The sequence below is a fragment of the Enterobacter sp. 186315 genome (assembly GCF_053290175.1).
Window position 1 is genome coordinate 119,331 of sequence record NZ_JBPTTK010000010.1, and the last position, 16,101, is coordinate 135,431.

At 56.4% G+C, this 16,101-nt stretch carries 19 protein-coding genes; 3 read left to right on the forward strand and 16 right to left on the reverse strand.

Going from position 1 to position 16,101, the window contains the following annotated elements:
- Positions 1 to 256 precede the first annotated feature (256 nt).
- The gene (gene mltF, locus ACSVHP_RS13660; RefSeq protein WP_417313270.1) at positions 257 to 1,807 is read left to right on the forward strand and encodes a membrane-bound lytic murein transglycosylase MltF; all 1,551 of its coding nucleotides are present in this window, start codon (positions 257 to 259) and stop codon (positions 1,805 to 1,807) included.
- On the opposite strand, the gene tadA is transcribed toward mltF, so the two are convergent.
- The 4 genes from tadA to murQ form a co-directional block, all read right to left on the reverse strand.
- Positions 1,695 to 2,201, reverse strand: a complete 507-nt coding sequence (tadA, locus tag ACSVHP_RS13665; protein ID WP_447552171.1) for a tRNA adenosine(34) deaminase TadA — start codon at positions 2,199 to 2,201, stop codon at positions 1,695 to 1,697. The genes mltF and tadA overlap by 113 nt on opposite strands.
- 147 nt (positions 2,202 to 2,348) lie before the next feature.
- Positions 2,349 to 2,984, reverse strand: coding sequence for a phosphatidylglycerophosphatase C (gene yfhb / locus ACSVHP_RS13670; RefSeq protein ID WP_447552172.1), 636 nt, complete (start codon positions 2,982 to 2,984; stop codon positions 2,349 to 2,351).
- Between the two features lie 3 nt (positions 2,985 to 2,987).
- Positions 2,988 to 4,343, reverse strand: coding sequence for a PTS transporter subunit EIIC (locus ACSVHP_RS13675; protein ID WP_447552173.1), 1,356 nt, complete (start codon positions 4,341 to 4,343; stop codon positions 2,988 to 2,990).
- Between the two features lie 13 nt (positions 4,344 to 4,356).
- Positions 4,357 to 5,250, reverse strand: a complete 894-nt coding sequence (gene murQ / locus ACSVHP_RS13680; protein WP_447552174.1) for an N-acetylmuramic acid 6-phosphate etherase — start codon at positions 5,248 to 5,250, stop codon at positions 4,357 to 4,359.
- A 117-nt stretch (positions 5,251 to 5,367) separates the two neighbouring features.
- Here murQ and ACSVHP_RS13685 point away from each other — a divergent pair, with 117 nt between their 5' ends.
- Positions 5,368 to 6,216, forward strand: coding sequence for a MurR/RpiR family transcriptional regulator (locus tag ACSVHP_RS13685; RefSeq protein WP_234671363.1), 849 nt, complete (start codon positions 5,368 to 5,370; stop codon positions 6,214 to 6,216).
- A 56-nt stretch (positions 6,217 to 6,272) separates the two neighbouring features.
- Positions 6,273 to 6,533: a YfhL family 4Fe-4S dicluster ferredoxin gene (locus tag ACSVHP_RS13690; RefSeq protein WP_014071370.1), complete on the forward strand. Its 261-nt coding sequence runs from the start codon at positions 6,273 to 6,275 to the stop codon at positions 6,531 to 6,533.
- Here ACSVHP_RS13690 and acpS read toward each other — a convergent pair.
- The 12 genes from acpS to rseD all read right to left on the reverse strand — a co-directional run bounded on the left by acpS (position 6,530) and on the right by rseD (position 16,000).
- Complete coding sequence (gene acpS, locus ACSVHP_RS13695) at positions 6,530 to 6,910, reverse strand: holo-ACP synthase (protein WP_152081881.1); 381 nt, start codon at positions 6,908 to 6,910, stop codon at positions 6,530 to 6,532. The genes ACSVHP_RS13690 and acpS overlap by 4 nt on opposite strands.
- Positions 6,910 to 7,641, reverse strand: coding sequence for a pyridoxine 5'-phosphate synthase (gene pdxJ, locus ACSVHP_RS13700; RefSeq protein WP_447552175.1), 732 nt, complete (start codon positions 7,639 to 7,641; stop codon positions 6,910 to 6,912). Before pdxJ ends, acpS begins: the two co-directional genes overlap by 1 nt.
- A gap of 64 nt (positions 7,642 to 7,705) precedes the next feature.
- Positions 7,706 to 8,413 (reverse strand): DNA repair protein RecO, encoded by a 708-nt coding sequence (recO, locus tag ACSVHP_RS13705; protein WP_447552186.1) that lies wholly within the window; start codon positions 8,411 to 8,413, stop codon positions 7,706 to 7,708.
- Positions 8,414 to 8,431: 18 nt separating this feature from the next.
- A complete protein-coding gene (gene era, locus ACSVHP_RS13710) occupies positions 8,432 to 9,337 on the reverse strand; it encodes a GTPase Era (protein WP_234671375.1) in 906 nt (301 codons plus the stop codon).
- Entirely contained in the window at positions 9,334 to 10,014 is a 681-nt protein-coding gene (rnc, locus tag ACSVHP_RS13715; protein ID WP_234671385.1) for a ribonuclease III, read from the reverse strand. The genes era and rnc overlap by 4 nt, the downstream gene beginning before the upstream one ends.
- Positions 10,015 to 10,236: 222 nt before the next feature.
- Positions 10,237 to 11,211, reverse strand: a complete 975-nt coding sequence (lepB, locus tag ACSVHP_RS13720; protein WP_417315495.1) for a signal peptidase I — start codon at positions 11,209 to 11,211, stop codon at positions 10,237 to 10,239.
- Positions 11,212 to 11,226: 15 nt separating this feature from the next.
- Positions 11,227 to 13,026 (reverse strand): translation elongation factor 4, encoded by a 1,800-nt coding sequence (lepA, locus tag ACSVHP_RS13725; protein ID WP_234671398.1) that lies wholly within the window; start codon positions 13,024 to 13,026, stop codon positions 11,227 to 11,229.
- 186 nt (positions 13,027 to 13,212) lie between these two features.
- The gene (gene rseC, locus ACSVHP_RS13730) at positions 13,213 to 13,689 is read right to left on the reverse strand and encodes a SoxR-reducing system protein RseC (protein ID WP_447552176.1); all 477 of its coding nucleotides are present in this window, start codon (positions 13,687 to 13,689) and stop codon (positions 13,213 to 13,215) included.
- Positions 13,686 to 14,639 carry a sigma-E factor regulatory protein RseB gene (gene rseB, locus ACSVHP_RS13735; RefSeq protein WP_234671402.1) on the reverse strand — a complete coding sequence of 318 codons (954 nt, stop codon included), beginning with the start codon at positions 14,637 to 14,639 and terminating at the stop codon, positions 13,686 to 13,688. The genes rseC and rseB overlap by 4 nt, the downstream gene beginning before the upstream one ends.
- A complete protein-coding gene (gene rseA / locus ACSVHP_RS13740; protein WP_417315501.1) occupies positions 14,639 to 15,289 on the reverse strand; it encodes an anti-sigma-E factor RseA in 651 nt (216 codons plus the stop codon). The genes rseB and rseA overlap by 1 nt, the downstream gene beginning before the upstream one ends.
- Before the next feature lie 31 nt (positions 15,290 to 15,320).
- Positions 15,321 to 15,896 (reverse strand): RNA polymerase sigma factor RpoE, encoded by a 576-nt coding sequence (rpoE, locus tag ACSVHP_RS13745; RefSeq protein ID WP_006176728.1) that lies wholly within the window; start codon positions 15,894 to 15,896, stop codon positions 15,321 to 15,323.
- Entirely contained in the window at positions 15,893 to 16,000 is a 108-nt protein-coding gene (gene rseD, locus ACSVHP_RS13750; protein WP_417315503.1) for a rpoE leader peptide RseD, read from the reverse strand. Before rseD ends, rpoE begins: the two co-directional genes overlap by 4 nt.
- Between the last annotated feature and the right edge of the window lie 101 nt (positions 16,001 to 16,101).

The following is a 16,101-nucleotide window of genomic DNA, read 5'->3' on the forward strand; positions in this document are numbered from 1 at the left end:
TCGAAGCGCCTGAGGCGCTTACAGTGTGCGCAAGGGGGGGAAAACGGGCGTCATTATAGAGAATCCTGAGCGCCGACGAAACCGTTTGCGTCGAAATAAAATTTGCGCAGACGTTTATCAATAGATGTGACCTGTTTCTCTAATGGGTTGCCAACTGGCGCAAGTTTACGCAAAATGCCGCTCATTCAATGGCAAACCCTATTCTTAACATGGCGACAGCATACTGAGGCACTTCCCGGCGCAGAGAATTAACTAATTGAAAAAATTAAAGATTAATTATCTGCTCATCGGCATAGTGACGTTGCTGCTGGCAGTGGCCCTTTGGCCTTCAATCCCCTGGTTCGGCAAAGCCGAAAACCGTATTGCCGCCATCCAGGCGCGGGGAGAGCTGCGCGTCAGTACCCTGACCTCTCCGCTGATCTACAGCGACATCAACGGCAAACTCATCGGTCTGGACTACGAGCTGGCCCAGCAGTTTGCCGATTACCTCGGCGTGAAGCTGAAAATCACCGTGCGCCAGAACATCAGCCAGCTGTTTGACGATCTCGATAACGACAACGCCGACGTGCTGGCCGCCGGGCTGGTTTATAACAGCGAGCGCAGCAAAAACTATCAGCCAGGCCCGACCTATTACTCTGTTTCTCAGCAGCTGGTGTACCGCGTGGGTAACCTGCGCCCGCGCTCGCTGGCCTCGATTAACGAGCAGCAGCTCACCATCGCGCCGGGCAGCGTGGCGATTGACGATCTGCGCGTTCTTAAAGAGAAGCAATTCCCTGATTTAAGCTGGAAGGTCGATCCGAAGCTGGGAACCACCGCGCTGCTCGAACAGGTGAAAGACAAAAAGCTGGCCTACACCGTCGCGGACTCGGTGGCGATTAGCCTTTTCCAGCGCGTGCATCCGGAAATCGCCGTGGCGCTGGACGTGACCGACGAGCAGCCCGTGACCTGGTTTAGCCAGCTCGATAACGATCAAACCCTGTCAGCCGCGATGCTCGATTTCTTCAACACCATGAACGAAGACGGCACGCTGGCGCGCCTGGAAGAGAAGTACCTCGGCCACGGCGATGATTTTGACTACGTTGACACCCGCAGCTTCCTGCGCGCCGTCGACAGCGTGTTGCCCGATCTCCAGCCTCTGTTCGAGAAATATGCCCAGGAGATCGACTGGCGCCTGCTGGCGGCAATCTCCTATCAGGAATCCCACTGGGACACCCAGGCCACCTCCCCCACCGGCGTGCGCGGGCTGATGATGCTCACCAAAAATACCGCCCAGAGCCTCGGCCTGACGGATCGCACCGACGCCGAGCAGAGCATCAGCGGCGGCGCGCGCTATTTGCAGGATATGATGACTAAAGTGCCGGAAACGGTGCCGGAGGAAGAGCGCATCTGGTTTGCGCTGGCGGCCTACAACATGGGCTACGCGCATATGCTCGACGCGCGCGCGCTGACGGCGAAAACCAAAGGGAATCCGGACAGCTGGTCTGACGTAAAACAGCGTCTGCCGCTCCTGAGCCAGAAGCCCTGGTACAACAAGCTGACCTACGGCTACGCGCGCGGTCACGAGGCCTACGCGTACGTGGAGAATATCCGTAAGTATCAGATAAGCCTGGTGGGATATTTGCTGGAGAAGGAAAAAGAGGCCGCCGAGGCGCAACAGCTGGCGCAGAGTTATCCGGTAGTGGCACCGGACGAGCTTAATCGCCCGCCTGCTTCAATTCTGCCTTTTGTTGCTTTTTCTGCTGCCGGCGCATTCGAAAGAAGTCACTCAACAGACCCGAACATTCTGGTGCAAGCACCCCGCCGATAATATTCACCTGATGATTCATGCCGGGATGGCCCAGCACGTCCATCAGGGATCCCGCCGCGCCGGTTTTTTCATCCCGCGCGCCAAACACCAGCGTGCCGATACGGCCGTGTACCATTGCGCCCGAGCACATCACGCACGGCTCAAGGGTGACGTACAGCGTGGTATCGAGCAGGCGATAGTTTTGCAGCACCAGCCCGCCCTGGCGTAACGCCATGATTTCAGCGTGCGCGGTCGGATCGTGACGACCGATCGGGCGATTCCAGCCTTCACCAATCACCTGGTTGTTATGAACCAGCACCGCGCCCACGGGCACTTCGCCCTCTTCCCAGGCACGTTGCGCCAGCGTCAGCGCGTGGCGCATCCAGTATTCGTGATTCAGTTCAGGGGTGGACAACGGTAAGTACTCCAGTTGAAAGCGGGCGGCATTATACACACCCGCTATATACACGTCATCCTTCAAGCCGCCTCTGCGTTGGCTGCGTCTGCTCACCCCAGACTTGCCGCCTTGATCCAACTTGAATGATTTAGTGTATGAATTTGTCTATTCGAGTTGCTGAAGTTCACCGGACGGCGTAACGCGCCAGCGGTGCTGGCAAAAATAGAGCAGCGGGTTGTCCTGCTTGCTGTCGCTGTAGCCGCTGTAAAGACGCAGCGGCGTGCCGATCTGCTTCTCAAGCTGCACCACTTTTTCATGTCCCAGGCAGCGCATGGTCAGCACCCAGCCGCCGTAGCCCCGCGCAACCTGAGTGGCGATAAGATTCACACGCGGCAGCCACGGGGTATCGAAATAGACCTGCTCCACCAGCGGCTGCGGGGAGCCGGTGATCAGCCAGATATCGGCATCGTTTTCGGCAAGATAGTTGGTGAGCCTTTGCTGAACCACGGGAAACGCGGTGACGTGACCGCGAAACCACTGCACAAAGTTCCGTTCGAGCTGTTTAAGGCGCGCGTCGCTGTGCCCAAAGGTACATCCCCACAGCAGCAGGCTCATGGGCCAGCGGGCGGCGCGGCCTTTAACCAGCAGCGCCAGGCCAATCACCGGTAAGAGCGGAAGCACGAGCAACGCATTCAGGGGCTGACGCCGCAGCAGATAACGCATAAACGTTCCGAACATATCCTGCTGATGCAGCGTTCCATCCAGGTCAAAAAAGACAACGCGACGCTCGTGATTAGCCAAACCTTACTCCTCTGGGTCGTTAAATCCTAACAGCCAGGTAAACATGAACCCGGCGATTACCGCTACTAAATAGCCTAACAGATAGAGCATGACTTTTCCGGTCACGATGGTTAATGCCAGCGGTAAACCGGAAATCCCGAAGGTGATCACCGTCGCCACCTTCCAGTAGCTGATCAGCGCCCCGCCTACCGCACCACCCAGACAGGCGGCAAGGAAGGGTTTACCCAGCGGCAGCGTGACGCCGAAAATCAGCGGCTCGCCGACACCCAGCAGCCCGACCGGCAGCGCCCCTTTGATCACCTTTTTCAGCCTCGCGTTGCGGGTCTTCATCAGTACCGCAATGGCCGCCCCCACCTGCCCCACGCCCGCCATCGACAAAATCGGCAGCAGCGCGTTGTACCCGTGCGCCTGCACCAGCTCAACGTGGATAGGCACCAGCCCCTGATGCAGCCCCGTCAGCACCAGCGGCAGGAAGGTGCCTGACAGCACCGCCCCCACCAGCAAGCCGCCGCGATCGATAGCCAGCGACGCGCCGTGGGCGATGGCTTCGGAGATCCATCCGCCCAGCGGTTGCAGCGCGACAATCGCCACGCTGCCGGTGATGAGGGTGGTCAGCAGCGGGTTAAGGATAAGCTCGATAGAGCCGGGCAGCAGCGTGCGCAGCTTTTTCTCAATCCAGCACATCAGAATCACCACCAGCAGCACCGCGATCACCCCGCCGCGTCCCGGCTGAAGCGCCTCGCCAAACAGCGTGATCTGCGCCAGCTGCGGGCTGGAGAGAATGCCCGCCATCACCCCGCCCATCGCCAGCGAACCGCCGAACACTTTGGCGGCGTTGACCCCCACCAGAATGTTCATGATGGCAAACACCGCGCTGCCGAAAATCCCCAGGATCCCCAGCATGTTCGGATACTGCGTCGCGAAGTCCCCGACGATATCCGGGCGCTTGAGGATATTAATAATCCCGGTGATCAGCCCCGAGGCGATAAACGCCGGAATAAGCGGAATAAAGACGTTCGCCAGCTGTCGCAGCGCGTCGCTCATTGGCGCTTTATACTTCGCTTTGGCCTGCGCTTTGGTGCGCTCGGCGTCGTCAAACGTGGCCTCGCCGCCCATCTGCGTGCGCATGGCGTCCACCACCTGCGCGGCTTTGCCCGGCCCGACAATCAGCTGGTGCTGCTGCCCCTGTTTGACGTATCCGCTCACGCCGGGAAGCTGCTTCAGATGCGCCAGGTCAAGCTGGTCATCGTCATGCACCTCAACGCGCACGCGCGTCATGCAGTTTTCCAGACGCTGAATATTTTTCTTCCCGCCGATCCCCTGCAAGATACCGCTGGCGAGCGCTGCTGTTTTTTCCATAGACGCCTCTGTTTTAATTTTCTAATGCCGCCCGTAAGAATCCGTTGTGCGCATCGAGCTTCGCTCTGGCCGCCGCGGCATCCAGCCCGCTCAGGATCATCAGAATGGCTGGCTTGACGTTGTAATCCGTCTGCTTAAGCGCGCTTTCCGCCTCGTCGCGGCTGGCGCCCGTGGCCTCCACCACCATGCGGCAGGCGCGGTCCACCAGCTTGACGTTGGTGGCCTGCATGTCGACCATCAGGTTCTGATACACCTTGCCGAATTTGACCATCGCCCCGGTAGAGATCATGTTCAGCACCAGCTTTTGCGCGGTGCCGGACTTAAGACGCGTGGAGCCGGTCAGCGCCTCGGGGCCAACCACCGGAGAGATAGCAATGGCCGCCACTTGGGCAATCGGGGAGCCAGGGTTACAGGAGATCGCCACCGTGGTGCAGCCCGTCTGGTTGGCATATTCCAGCCCGCCGATGACGTAAGGCGTACGCCCGGACGCTGCCAGGCCAACAACCAGGTCGCTTGCGGTCAGGTTCAGCGCCTTCAAATCGTCTTCGCCCAGCTGTTTGTTGTCTTCCGCTCCTTCAACCGCTTTTAGCAGCGCGCCCGGGCCCCCGGCAATCAGGCCGACGACCAGACCATGCGGCACGCCGAAGGTTGGCGGACATTCGGATGCGTCCAGCACGCCAAGACGCCCGCTGGTGCCCGCCCCCATGTAAATAATGCGGCCACCGGCTTTCAGCGCCGTCGCTGCCGCATCGACAGCCTTTGCCACTTCCGGTAATGTCTCTTTCACCGCCTGGGCGACCAGCGTATCCTGTTGATTAAAGCAGTGAACCAGCTCCAGCGTGGAGAGGGCATCCAGATCCATGGTTTGTGGATTACGCGTTTCTGAAACAAGTGAACCAAGATTCATTTTTTTACCTCAAGAATTTTTAATTCATCATAATCTCACTATAATGGAATATAAAATTCATTCAGGCGAGCAAAATCCTTATTTGCAGCAGCAATCACATTTTCGCCAGGAGAACGTATGAACTGTTTAATCCGCATTCGCCAGCGTTACGCGGGCTTTGCGCAAAGCGATAAAAAGCTGGCGGATTTTCTGCTGTCGCAGCCCGACCGCGCCCGTCATCTGAGCTCCCAGCAGCTGGCGAGCGAGGCCGGGGTGAGCCAGTCCAGCGTGGTGAAATTTGCCCAGAAGATAGGCTTTAAGGGCTTTCCGGCGCTGAAGCTGGCGATTAGCGAAGCGCTGGTGAGCAATCCAAACCCGCAGTCCATGCCGGTGCATAACCAGATCCGCGGCGACGATCCGATGCGGCTGGTGGGCGAGAAGCTGATTAAAGAGAACGTCGCGGCGATGCACGCCACTCTCGACGTGAATACCGAAGAGAAGCTGCTGGAGAGCGTGGCGATGCTGCGCGGGGCGCGGCGCATCGTGCTGACCGGGATCGGCGCATCCGGTCTGGTGGCGCGCAACTTCGGCTGGAAGCTGACCAAAATCGGCTATAACGCCATCGTCGAGCTGGATATGCACGCCCTGCTGGCCACGGTGCAGGCGATGGATCCTGACGATCTGCTGCTGGCGATCTCTTATTCCGGCGAGCGCCGCGAGATCAATATGGCCACCGACGAAGCCCTGCGCGTGGGCGGTAAAATCCTCGCCATCACCGGGTTTACGCCGAACGCGCTCCAGCAGCGGGCGACGCGCTGCCTGTACACCATTGCCGAAGAGCAGGCCACGCGCAGCGCGGCGATTTCCTCTACCAGCGCGCAAATGATGCTCACCGACCTGCTGTTTATGGCCCTGGTGCAGCAGGATCTGGAGAATGCGCCGGAGCGTATTCGCCACAGCGAAGAGCTGGTAAAAAAATTGGTTTGAACAGATAACGCGCGTATAATGCCCGCCCTGTTTGTGTTGTTTCCGAGAATTTCCTGATGGCGCTGTTAATCACCAAAAAATGCATCAACTGCGATATGTGCGAGCCCGAATGCCCTAACGAGGCGATTTCGATGGGTGACAGCATTTATGAGATTAACAGCGACCGCTGCACCGAATGCATCGGCCACTATGAAACGCCGACCTGCCAGAAGGTGTGCCCTATCCCCAATACGATCCTGAAAGATCCGGCACACGTTGAGAGCGAAGAGCAGCTTTGGGATAAGTTTGTCCTGATGCACCACGCGGATAAACTTTAACTTTCGATAATCACCGTCGCACACGCGTAGTGCCGTTCATCGGCGAGCGTGACGTGCATATGGTTCACGCCAAGCTTCTCAGCCAGCTTTAGCGCCTCGCCCCACAAACGCAGGCGCGGCTTGCCCAGTTCATCATTAAACACTTCGAACTGGTTAAACGCCAGGCCGTTACGAATACCCGTACCAAAGGCTTTCGCCGCCGCCTCTTTTACCGCAAAACGTTTAGCCAGAAAACGCACCGGCTGCTGGTGCGCTTCCCAGATAGCCCACTCGTTGTCGCTCAGCACGCGACGCGCCAGGCGATCGCCGCTACGGGCGATCACCGCTTCAATGCGGGCTATTTCAACGATATCCGTGCCTAAGCCCAGAATGGCCATTACTGACGCGCTTCCAGCATCAGGCGCTTCATTTCTGATACCGCCTCTTTCAGACCGCTCATCACCGCGCGGCCAATAATCGCGTGACCGATGTTCAGCTCGTGCATCTCCGGCAGCGCGGCGATGGGCTTCACGTTGTGATAGGTCAGGCCGTGTCCGGCGTTCACCTTCAGGCCCAGGCTTGTAGCATAGGTCGCCGCTTTCGCGATACGCTCAAGCTCTTTCGCCTGTTCGGCATCATTTTTAGCATCGGCGTAGCAGCCGGTGTGAATTTCGATGTAAGGTGCGCCCACGTCGGCAGCGGCTTTGATTTGCTCGAAATCTGCATCAATAAACAGGGAAACCAGAATCCCCGCATCGGCCAGGCGCTTGCAGGCATCGCGCATTTTGTCACGCTGTCCGGCAACGTCCAGACCGCCTTCGGTGGTCACTTCCTGACGCTTTTCCGGCACCAGGCAGCAGAAATGCGGTTTGGTGTCACAGGCAATCGTCAGCATCTCTTCCGTGACCGCCATTTCGAGATTCATGCGGGTGTCCAGCGTCTGACGCAGAATGCGCACGTCGCGATCGGTGATATGGCGACGGTCTTCACGCAGGTGGACGGTAATGCCGTCGGCGCCAGCCTGTTCAGCGATAAACGCCGCCTGAACCGGATCGGGATAAGCCGTACCGCGCGCGTTGCGCAGGGTGGCGATGTGATCGATGTTGACGCCTAACAGTAATTCAGCCATGACAATCCTCGGTAATTTTGTTCATTCCCCCTCTCCCTCCGGGAGAAGGGTGATGTGTAAAACACTAACGTTTGGGCACAAACTGCCTGAATAATTCGCGACTCTTTAAGGGCTTGCCGCCAAGATACGGCTTCAGCGCCATGCGGGTAAAGCGTTTTGCCGCCCGCAGCGTATCGGCATCCGGGAACTCGCGCTCGTACAGCGCCCTGAGCTGGCGTCCGGTGAAAGTATTGTTATCCACCACCACGCTGGCGATAAAGCCTTTTTCCTCGCGGTAGCGGTAGGTCATCGTATCCTCGACCTCATCACCGCTACCGGCACAGTGCAGGAAATCCACGCCGTAGCCAAGATGCCCCAGCAGCGCCAGCTCAAAGCGACGCAGGGCAGGTTCAGGCGTGCCCGTAGCGCCAGCGAGCGCCTGGATACAGTGCAGATAATCGAAGAAAAGTTCAGAGAAGCGAGTCTCATGTTCAAGAACCCGTGAAATGAGTTCGTTGACGTACAGACCGCTGTAAAGCGTGATGCCGGAAAGGGGAAGCGCCAGAGAAACGGCTTCAGCGCTGCGCAGGGTTTTGACTTCCCCTCGCCCACCAAAGCGTACCAGCAGCGGCGTGAAAGGCTGTAGAGCGCCTTTCAGGTTAGAACGTTTGGAACGTGCGCCTTTTGCCACAAGGCGCACGCGACCGGACTCTTCCGTGAAGACGTCCAGCATGAGGCTGGTTTCGCTCCAGGGACGGCTATGCAGGACGAAGGCGCGCTGCCATCCCTCCATCATACTCGTCGTCTTAGGCTACTGGTCTTCGCCGTAACCGAGGCTGCGCAGAGCACGCTCATCATCGGCCCAGCCAGATTTCACTTTCACCCACAGTTCCAGGTGAACCGGTGCTTCAAACATGTCCATCATGTCTTTACGGGCTTCAATACCGATGGTTTTGATCTTGGCGCCTTTGTTACCAATCACCATCTTCTTCTGCCCTTCACGCTCAACGAGGATCAGGCCGTTGATGTCGTAGCCGCCGCGCTCGTTGCTCTGGAAACGTTCGATTTCAACGGTCACAGAATACGGCAGCTCCGCACCCAGGAAACGCATCAGCTTTTCACGGATGATTTCAGAGGCCATAAAACGCTGGGAGCGGTCGGTGATGTAATCTTCCGGGAAGTGATGGATAGCTTCCGGCAGATGCTTACGCACGATACCCGCGATGGTGTCGACGTTCAGACCGGTCTCTGCGGACAGCGGAACGATATCGAGGAAGTTCATCTGGCTACCCAGCCATTGCAGGTGCGGCAGCAGATCGGCTTTTTCCTGCACGTTATCCACTTTGTTCACGGCCAGGATCACCGGCGTTTTACCGTCGCGCAGCTTGTTCAGCACCATTTCGTCGTCCGGCGTCCAGCGGGTGCCTTCCACAACGAAAATGACCAGCTCAACGTCACCGATAGAGCTGCTCGCCGCTTTGTTCATCAGGCGGTTGATCGCGCGCTTCTCTTCCATATGCAGGCCGGGGGTATCGACGTAAATCGCCTGATACGCGCCTTCAGTATGGATCCCCACGATGCGGTGGCGCGTGGTTTGCGCCTTACGTGAGGTAATCGAAATCTTCTGACCCAGCAGATTATTCAGCAGGGTGGATTTGCCCACGTTCGGACGTCCGACGATGGCAATAAATCCGCAATAGGTTTTGTCTTCGCTCATTCCAGCTCCAGTATTTTTAACGCCTGTTCGGCGGCAGCCTGTTCCGCCTTACGACGGCTGGAACCTGTGCCGACCACCGGTTCACTCAGGCCGCTGACCTGGCAATGAATGGTAAATTCTTGATCGTGTGCTTCACCACGCACCTGCACCACCAGATAGGATGGCAGCGGGAGATGGCGACCCTGCAAATATTCCTGCAAACGGGTTTTCGGATCTTTTTGCTTATCGCCCGGACTGATTTCGTCCAGACGTGTCTGATACCAGTTCAGGATCAGCTTTTCGACAGTCTGAATATCGCTGTCCAGGAAAACACCACCAATTAAGGCTTCGACCGTATCAGCGAGAATGGATTCACGGCGAAAACCACCGCTTTTCAGCTCGCCCGGCCCAAGACGCAGACATTCGCCCAGTTCAAATTCGCGAGCGATTTCCGCCAGGGTATTCCCACGAACCAGCGTGGCGCGCATGCGGCTCATATCGCCTTCGTCCACGCGCGGAAAACGATGATAGAGGGCATTTGCAATCACGAAACTTAAAATCGAGTCGCCTAAGAATTCAAGACGTTCGTTATGTTTGCTGCTGGCACTGCGGTGGGTTAATGCCTGTTGCAACAACTCCTGATGCTGAAAAGTGTAGCCCAGCTTCCGTTGAAGCCGATTAATTACGATGGGGTTCATGCGATACCAATAAATGAATGCGTCAAAAATGCAGCACACGAAACCGACCTGAGAAAACCAACGCGGTTTCGTGTGCCGTGGCACCCTTGCAGGGCCAACCTTAAACTTCGGGGGAATATTCTATACACAACGACAGGGGATGTCGTTAGTTCGAAGAGATTTATCGCTTAAATAATTCACGTAGCCACTTATTAAGGTGGCTACGCGTCTATTTATTGAGAATTAATGGATTCCGCCGATACGATTCAGACGAACGCCGGTCGGCCATTCGCCTTCCTGCTTCTCAAAACTCATCCAGATTGCGGTTGCTTTACCGACCAGATTGGCTTCCGGCACAAAGCCCCAGTAACGGCTGTCCGCGGAGTTATCGCGGTTATCACCCATCATGAAGTAATGTCCCGGTGGAACAATCCAGCTCGCCAGCTGCTGACCCGGCTGTTTGTAATACATACCTACCTGATCCTGCGCGATTGGCACGGTCAGAATACGGTGCGTCACATCGCCCAGCGTTTCTTTACGCTCGGTCAGACGAATGCCGTTATCTTTGCTTTGGTCTTTCGGCACCTGGAAGAAACCGCTGGTCGCCTCGCCGCCGTTACGACGGGCGAAGGTCTGCACAAAATCACTTGGCTCAACGTTTGAGTAGGTGATTGGCAGCGCATTTTCGCACGCAGTACCGGAGCTACAGCCCGGCTGGACGGTCACTTCTTTCGCAACCGGATCGTAGGTGACTTTATCGCCCGGCAGACCCACCGCACGCTTGATGTAATCAAGACGCGGATCTTCCGGATATTTAAAGACTACGATATCGCCACGTTTTGGATGACCCGTTTCGATCAGCGTTTTCTGGTAAATAGGATCTTTAATGCCGTAGGCAAATTTCTCGACCAGAATAAAATCGCCGATCAGCAGCGTTGGCATCATCGAACCTGACGGGATCTGGAAAGGTTCGTAAATAAACGAACGGACCACCAGAACAATCGCCAGCACCGGGAATACCGATGCGCCCGTTTCCAGCCAGCCCGGTTTAGGGCCAACTTTCTTCAGGGTCTTTGCGTCAAGCGCGTCGCCCGTGGCTGCCTGTGCGGCAGCCTGACGTTCACGGCGTTTTGGCGCAAAAATAAACTTATCCAGACACCACAACAGCCCTGTTACCAGGGTAGCAATGACCAGGATCAGGGCAAACATGTTCGCCATGCCAACTCCTTAAGGTTATTTGCCGTCTTTACCAACGTGAAGAATGGCAAGGAATGCTTCCTGCGGCAGCTCAACGTTACCAACCTGCTTCATACGCTTCTTACCGTCTTTCTGCTTCTGGAGCAGCTTTTTCTTACGGCTGACGTCACCGCCGTAGCATTTCGCCAGAACGTTTTTACGCAGCTGTTTCACGGTAGAACGCGCGATGATGTGGTTGCCGATAGCCGCCTGAATCGCGATGTCGAACTGCTGACGCGGGATCAGCTCTTTCATCTTCTCAACCAGCTCACGACCACGGTACGGTGCGTTGTCGTTGTGGGTGATCAGCGCCAGCGCATCAACACGCTCGCCGTTAATCAACACATCCACGCGAACCATGTTCGATGCCTGGAAGCGTTTGAAGTTGTAGTCCAGCGACGCATAGCCGCGAGAGGTAGACTTCAGACGGTCGAAGAAGTCGAGCACCACTTCAGCCATCGGGATTTCGTAGGTCAGCGCAACCTGGTTACCGTGGTAAACCATATTGGTCTGCACGCCGCGTTTTTCAATACACAGCGTAATCACGTTGCCAAGGAACTCCTGCGGCAGCAGCATGTGACACTCCGCGATTGGCTCGCGCAGCTCATAAATGTTGTTCAGCGGCGGCAGCTTGGACGGGCTATCGACGTAGATCACCTCTTTCGACGTGGTTTCTACTTCATAGACTACCGTTGGCGCGGTGGTGATCAGATCCAGATCGTATTCACGCTCCAGACGCTCCTGAATGATCTCCATGTGCAGCAGGCCGAGGAAGCCGCAGCGGAAGCCAAAGCCCAGCGCCGTGGAGCTTTCTGGCTCGTAGAACAGGGAAGCATCGTTAAGGCTCAGCTTGCCGAGCGCGTCACGGAAGTTTTCGTAATCGTCAGAGCTGACCGGGAACAGACCCGCGTAAACCTGCGGCTTCACTTTTTTGAAGCCCGGCAGCGCTTTGTCCGCCGGATTGCGAGCCAGCGTCAGGGTATCGCCCACCGGCGCGCCGAGGATGTCTTTAATGGCGCAAACCAGCCAGCCTACCTCGCCGCATTTCAGCTCGGTACGGTCAACCTGTTTTGGCGTGAAGATCCCCAGACGGTCTGCGTTATAGACCTGCCCGGTGCTCATCACCTTGATTTTGTCGCCTTTACGCATGGTGCCGTTTTTAATACGCACCAGCGAGACCACGCCGAGGTAGTTATCGAACCAGGAGTCGATGATCAGTGCCTGAAGTGGTGCCTCAGGATCACCTTCCGGTGGCGGAATATCGCGCACCAGACGCTCCAGCACGTCGGGAACGCCGACGCCGGTTTTGGCCGAGCAGCGCACCGCGTCGGTCGCATCGATGCCGACGATATCTTCAATCTCTTCCGCTACGCGCTCGGGATCGGCGGCAGGCAGGTCGATTTTATTCAGCACCGGCACCACTTCGAGATCCATTTCCATTGCCGTGTAGCAGTTCGCCAGAGTCTGGGCTTCTACGCCCTGCCCGGCATCCACCACCAGCAGCGCACCTTCACAGGCGGCCAGGGAACGTGACACTTCATAGGAGAAGTCAACGTGGCCCGGGGTGTCGATAAAGTTCAGTTGATAGGTTTCACCGTCGGACGCCTTATAGTCGAGCGTCACGCTCTGCGCTTTAATGGTGATACCGCGTTCGCGTTCCAGGTCCATGGAGTCCAGTACCTGGGCTGCCATTTCACGATCAGACAGGCCACCGCAAATCTGGATAATACGGTCAGACAGCGTCGACTTACCGTGGTCAATGTGAGCAATGATCGAAAAGTTACGTATGTTCTTCATATAGTTAAATAATTATGCCTTACGAATTCCTGGAGGCCGCTGTTCTTAGCCTGACGTTTTTCAGTGCGAAAACGCAGCATTCTACACTACATCCCCGTAACCTGGAAATGCACTTAGAGCCAGGTATAGCGCGAAGAATCGGCATTTTCATTTTGGAGATGTAAATAATGATAAAGCCCGGTGATATTACCGGGCTTCTGAAGAGAGCGTTTCAACGCGAAGCTGGTCTGGCGCGAGCGCAACGCTTAGAATGACAGGCTGCCACGCTTCACGTGCGGCCAGCTTTTGCGAGAAACCACGCGCCAGCAAAAAGCCCCCTACGCCACCCAGCGCAGCGCCGCACATTGCGGCCGGGTCCGTCCCAAACAGCATCTGGAACAGGCCGCCCATGACAAACAGCCCCACCAGCGGAGAGAGGTAAACCAGCATGGCAGAACTGAGCAGGCTGCCTTCGGTGATCCCCAGCTCAACCTTCTGCCCCGCCACCAGCGGCACATCGCTAGGCACGGCAATAGTGTGTGTGGTCTGCGGCCCCAGCTTATTCAGCACGCGGCTGCCGCACCCTGCACGGGACGCGCAGCTGTTGCATGACGCTTTTACATCACAGCTTACCAGCGCGACGCCGTCCTGCCATGAGACCACCGTGGCCCACTCTTTAATCATTGTGCCGCCCTGAATTTAATACTGTCGGAAATACGCTTCGCCGTTTGTGGCGGCAGTTCGCCGACAATGGTGATTTCGGCGTTATCGCGCACCGTAGTGCTCACCGTGCGGCGTCCGGTACGGAGCATCTGCTCAGCGCTGTTCGCCGTGGCCCGGTTGATGTTCACCGAGAAGCTAAACAGCCCGTCGGAATAGAGGCGAGATTCCACCGGCGTTTCGATGGTCGGCAGCTGGCGGCGACTGCTGGACACTTCGCTAAATCCTTGCGGGATCCAGGAAGGCACCCAGTTGAAGTTCACGGAATCCCCCACCGGCACGGACAGCAGCGGCGGCAGGCTGGCCTTCGCCAGATTCTGCATGCTGTTACCGACCTGGTTGTTCACGGTGAAGGAGATCACGCGGAACTGCTCCAGGGTTTCGCCGTCACGATCGAGCAAGTCAACGCGCATTGGCAGCTTGGTTTCGGCGTCGATCCAGACAATATAGCTGTAGCGCGTGCCGTCACGCGCCACGACGCGGATCACCTCGCACAGGCGATCGGCAATACGCGTGCGTCCTACGGAGATAAAATCGTAGAAAGGCGCAAGACGCTTAAAGTCGGTGTAGATAAGCGATGGGAGTGAATCAACGATATAGTCGCCATTCAGCGTGAAAGGCTCCAGACCAGGCTCGAAATAGCTGATTTCGTTGCCACGCTGGACAACTTCCCGGCGCGGGCCATCCATCTGTAAAAGCTGGGCAAGCGGCTGTTTATCAAGGCGGGCATGGCGATAGCGTAAAGACTCAACGCCCTGCTTATTGATGCTGATAAATGCCAACTCGTAATTGAGTGACTGGCTGGCCAGATTCATTTGCTGCAACAACGCCCCGGATGAAACATCAGCCGAGGCGTTGGCAGAGAAGAACAGGCTACCCGCCACCAGAGACATGGCGAACCAAAGTTGCTTCATTACTGCGATTGCGTTCCTAAAGTTTGGTTTCCTGGCACCTGCACAGCAGCTTGCTGGGTTTGTGCCTGCTCAAACTGAAGCTGTTCAGAGTGCAGACGACGCTGCAACTCGTAATCTTGTAGCATCGCGTTAATGCGACGGCGCTGCTCTTGTACCTGCTGCTGTTGACCGCCGCTGGCGGACGCATCAGCTGGTACGCCCAGGCTAACCGGGCTGGCTTTGCCCATCATCGGCAGTGTATTAAACACTGGCGCTTCAGGCTGCTGATTGACTTCAGACTGAGTATTATAGTGCTGGACGCCAACGATAACTGCAAGCGATACACATGCAGCCACACCCATCTGGGTAAGTTGACTGGCCCACGGACGCACCTTCTGCCAGAACGGCATTTTCTGCCACTGGTGCGGCGCAGGTTGTGCTTCAGGAATCAGCGGAGTGGTCTGATGAACAGGCTCATTCTCAATCGCAGCCATGACGCGCGCTGAGATGTCGAAATGGAGAACGTCACCGGTATCACCACGCAAGGTGTCACGGATGAGGTGATAACTCTCCCAGGTCTCTTGCATTTCGGGAGATTGAGACAGCTCGTTGAGCAGCTCAGTATCCAGCGTTTCACCATCCATTAAAGCGGAAAGTTTTTCTTTCTGCATGCCTAATACCTTTTCCAGTATCCCGCTATCGTCAACGCCTGATAAGCGGTTGAACTTTATTATCAATAGCTTCTCGCGCACGGAAAATACGGGAACGTACCGTGCCGACCGGACAATCCATGATAGCGGCTATCTCTTCATAGCTCAGACCATCAAGCTCCCGCAACGTAATTGCCATGCGTAAATCTTCCGGGAGCGACTCGATCGTGCGAAAAACGATTTGTCTCAGTTCTTCTGACAACATTAAGTTCTCAGGGTTCGAAATTTCTTTCAATGCACCGCCGCTTTCAAAGTTTTCGGCGTCGATGGCGTCCACGTCACTTGACGGAGGACGGCGGCCCTGAGCGACCAGGTAATTCTTTGCTGTATTCACTGCAATGCGATACAGCCAGGTGTAAAAAGCACTATCTCCCCGGAAAGAATCCAGCGCGCGATAGGCCTTAATAAAAGACTCTTGTACGACATCAGGGACGTCCCCTGACGGTACATAGCGGGAAACCAGACTCGCCACCTTATGCTGGTAGCGTACCACCAGTAGATTAAAGGCTTTCTGATCTCCCTTCTGGACCCGTTCAACCAGGACCTGGTCCGTTAACTGCTCGCTCATCCGAGGTAATGTCTCCCCAAACCTAAATTCCACGCGTTATCGAAACGCCACTCTACAACCATGCACTTTTGAGCAAGCACCGACTTAGAGGGTCTGTTTGTCATTAAGTTCCGTAACGCCTTTGTTTTTGTTCATCGCGCCGCAGACTGGTCATTTTCTATCATTATAAGTCTGTTCACGATACATACGCATGTTCTGATAAGAA

Coding starts and splice junctions, on each gene's coding strand:
- rseD (WP_417315503.1), bottom strand. CDS start 16,000: ATGACAAACAGACCCTCTAAGTCGGTGCTTGCTCAAAAGTGCATGGTT.
- acpS (WP_152081881.1), bottom strand. CDS start 6,910: ATGGCCATTCTGGGCTTAGGCACGGATATCGTTGAAATAGCCCGCATT.
- rseC (WP_447552176.1), bottom strand. CDS start 13,689: ATGATTAAAGAGTGGGCCACGGTGGTCTCATGGCAGGACGGCGTCGCG.
- recO (WP_447552186.1), bottom strand. CDS start 8,413: ATGGAGGGATGGCAGCGCGCCTTCGTCCTGCATAGCCGTCCCTGGAGC.
- rseA (WP_417315501.1), bottom strand. CDS start 15,289: ATGCAGAAAGAAAAACTTTCCGCTTTAATGGATGGTGAAACGCTGGAT.
- ACSVHP_RS13690 (WP_014071370.1), top strand. CDS start 6,273: ATGGCGCTGTTAATCACCAAAAAATGCATCAACTGCGATATGTGCGAG.
- lepB (WP_417315495.1), bottom strand. CDS start 11,211: ATGGCGAACATGTTTGCCCTGATCCTGGTCATTGCTACCCTGGTAACA.
- rseB (WP_234671402.1), bottom strand. CDS start 14,639: ATGAAGCAACTTTGGTTCGCCATGTCTCTGGTGGCGGGTAGCCTGTTC.
- rpoE (WP_006176728.1), bottom strand. CDS start 15,896: ATGAGCGAGCAGTTAACGGACCAGGTCCTGGTTGAACGGGTCCAGAAG.
- murQ (WP_447552174.1), bottom strand. CDS start 5,250: ATGAATCTTGGTTCACTTGTTTCAGAAACGCGTAATCCACAAACCATG.
- ACSVHP_RS13685 (WP_234671363.1), top strand. CDS start 5,368: ATGAACTGTTTAATCCGCATTCGCCAGCGTTACGCGGGCTTTGCGCAA.
- lepA (WP_234671398.1), bottom strand. CDS start 13,026: ATGAAGAACATACGTAACTTTTCGATCATTGCTCACATTGACCACGGT.
- pdxJ (WP_447552175.1), bottom strand. CDS start 7,641: ATGGCTGAATTACTGTTAGGCGTCAACATCGATCACATCGCCACCCTG.
- rnc (WP_234671385.1), bottom strand. CDS start 10,014: ATGAACCCCATCGTAATTAATCGGCTTCAACGGAAGCTGGGCTACACT.
- era (WP_234671375.1), bottom strand. CDS start 9,337: ATGAGCGAAGACAAAACCTATTGCGGATTTATTGCCATCGTCGGACGT.
- ACSVHP_RS13675 (WP_447552173.1), bottom strand. CDS start 4,343: ATGGAAAAAACAGCAGCGCTCGCCAGCGGTATCTTGCAGGGGATCGGC.